This is a genomic window from Bradyrhizobium sp. P5_C11_2, from assembly GCF_054049755.1.
Genome location: NZ_JBFULT010000796.1, coordinates 1 through 2,598, shown reverse-complemented (window position 1 = coordinate 2,598; position 2,598 = coordinate 1). Strand labels below are relative to the sequence as shown.

Below are 2,598 nucleotides of genomic sequence, written 5' to 3'. Positions count from 1 at the left end.
ATAGGGCACCACGACGGTCACCACGCGGCTCGGATAGGTGTCGGCCGCAGCCGGCGCCGCGGCAAGCCCGAACAGGGCCGTGCCCAGCAGGGCAAGGACATGAAGTCGTTTCATCGAGGATCCTCTCAAACGCTGCGTTGGAAGATGCCCCGGGTAGCTTCCCCCGTCGACTATGTTTTGGCCGGCGACGAACCCGGCATGGTCTGAACACAAAATGAGTTACGGCGACAGTACACCAAATTCATTCGCCATCGCCAACCTGCTAACCCTGCGGCTTCGGTTCATGCTTGGCGGACAGCGTCGATTGAGTGCATTGTCACCGTAATCGCGACGCTGTTGAAGAGTCCAACCCGCCCTATGGCTGGGTCTCGACTTCCGGGCTCTCCAACAGACACGGGTGACGACAGGCACCTACGTTGGGGCCGTGAACCAGCGACCCATTAAAGATTCATAAAACGCCAAGCGAGGCCAAATAGGGCTGAAATGAAAAGCAGCGCCGCTATCAGCGACGAGAAAAAGAAAACGGCATTCGCTTTCGTCAATTCAATTTTTCTCTCACCAACTTCTATTATGTCCAACATTTCCGCSGTATCTGCAATGTTCTCAGCAACCCATGAAACGGTAGTCATCACCATCCCAATCGCAAATATCGCCAGAAAATAGCCTACACCTTTGTATTGAGGCACAGCGTTGTAGTCTTTCAAGAGCGACAGACATCCAACCACTCCGGCACCATGGGCTGTAAACAGATAGGCCAGCAGTTTTCTATTCGCGTCTGAGAAATACTTTTGCACGTCCACGTTYAGCCGCCGCTTTTCTTGATCCATATCGTCCCCCTTGTTTCACAATTTGTACGTGAAACATTGACGAGATGCCACAGGCGGCGCACGATTCTGCATCGGTAACGGTTGCCGTAAGAAGCGCAAATGAAGGATTGCGGTGACAGTCCAGCACCGTCACCGCAATCGAAATTGTGACTCGGGACACTAGCGGCTATTCCTCGTCTTCTTCATCGTCACTGATGACCCGCACCCCATAACGGTAAGGGTAAGTCGCGTATTCCCGAGTCTTGAGGCCAGAGAAACCCTGTGCGACGGCGAACACGGTGCCTTGGATGCGCATCTTGCCTGACTTAGTGCGGGAAATCTTCGATATCCTGATGATGCTCGTCACCTCGACCCTGCCGGATAACCATCGGCCGTGGGCGGAGGAAGATGTCGCCTCCCATCGATCGAACGTGAACTCTACGATGACCTGGTTTGCCTTGCGCACCCCGTCCGTGGTTTGCCCGGGTCGCCGATGGCTCAGCGTCTTTGGAGAGAACGTGTGCGAGCCCTGCACCAGGATGAAATCCCCAGCACTCAAGAGAGCCGACAGCGCACCACGTTCAAGATCATCGGAGATGTTAGCGACTGTCAGCTTTTCCAACGAAGCATGTAGCACGGATCGGACGTACCAGTAGAGCGCTTGGCCGTCACCACCCTCATACATCCATCCGGAATTTTTCGGGCGGGGCATAAGACGGCCCACCTCGTTACACATGCCCAGCTGCAGCGCGGTATCGTAGCCGTCTAGGTTCTTGAACCTGATACGTTGCTCTGCGGCCAATTCGAAGAGCCGCAGGTGATTGAAGTACTGCCACGCCGAGGCGTGCTCGCGGGATTGGTCGAGGATGGTTTGGATGTCCATCTCGGCCACGTCGGCTTCCCACTTCTTCTTGATGCCCCGGAGCGTCCTCGCATCGAGATTCTTGGTCAGCTCGCTCGTTGTATGGACCTTGTCGTGGTGCAGGGTGCACAAGACAGCAAGGTTCGGCACTTCGTGGTCGCGTGACTTCGCCCACTTCCGGATATGATGGACAATGACGCCGCGTCTGTGATTGCGGCAAATACAGCAGGTAAACCTGTTGGCGAACAAGACCTCGATGACCTTGTCGGAGGGTATAGCGGGACGGCCCTCGCCGAGGAGGTTGTCGATTGCCAACTTGTCCAGACCAACCTTCCGGAGCTCCGCTCGCTTCATTCGCTGGAGCCTGCCGAGCGTGTATCCCTCGGCCCTGAGCTTAACCGYCTTGGTGTTACTGATCCCGCGCGCCATCAGAGCGAGGTCTGACCGGTTGAGGCTGCTATCAGGTCCTCGCTGCATGCCCGGCTGTTGTCGGTCAATTCGGCTCACCATCTATTTCCTTATCAAAACGCATCCGGCTTCAATTTCAGCAACTTCCTCTCGTCCCGAATCCAACGGGGCATCGAGCCCCTGCCCGTCCAGACCAACTTCTTGCGGTTGCGGTACTTGGCAGTCGCCTTGGCCCGTGTCTTCTTGATCCCTCCGGCCATTCTCTCCAGCTCACCAAACCGGCGCATCTCTCGCGCAATCATCTCGTTGTGAGAGTTGTGATTACGGTGATGGCGCACTAAATTCGTTCGCAATCGTCCGCATGCTCGTGGCTTCGATCACACTTCACAGGCGAAGTTTATTGAGTGCGCTGTCGGGATCACGGCATTGTCTCGTGTTTCCGCCAGCCCCACACGATAAGGTTATGGCTCATGGTCTCACAGGCATGGCGGAAGCGTGCCTTTGGCTCGTCGGGATAGGGTT

The 2,598-nt window shown here is 56.0% G+C and carries 3 protein-coding genes; all 3 read right to left on the bottom strand.

The features are described from left to right. Nucleotides 1-440: 440 nt before the first annotated feature. Entirely contained in the window at nucleotides 441-827 is a 387-nt protein-coding gene (locus ACXJL8_RS38670) for a hypothetical protein (protein WP_456624177.1), read from the bottom strand. A gap of 166 nt (nucleotides 828-993) precedes the next feature. After that, nucleotides 994-2,175, bottom strand: a complete 1,182-nt coding sequence (locus tag ACXJL8_RS38665) for an HNH endonuclease signature motif containing protein (RefSeq protein WP_456686777.1) — start codon at nucleotides 2,173-2,175, stop codon at nucleotides 994-996. Between the two features lie 14 nt (nucleotides 2,176-2,189). Beyond that, entirely contained in the window at nucleotides 2,190-2,336 is a 147-nt protein-coding gene (locus ACXJL8_RS38660; protein ID WP_456686776.1) for an H-NS family nucleoid-associated regulatory protein, read from the bottom strand. Nucleotides 2,337-2,598 lie beyond the last annotated feature (262 nt).

What these genes read in the sequence shown, in the direction of transcription:
- ACXJL8_RS38660 (WP_456686776.1), bottom strand. Translation starts at nt 2,336, where the DNA reads ATGGCCGGAGGGATCAAGAAGACACGGGCCAAGGCGACTGCCAAGTAC.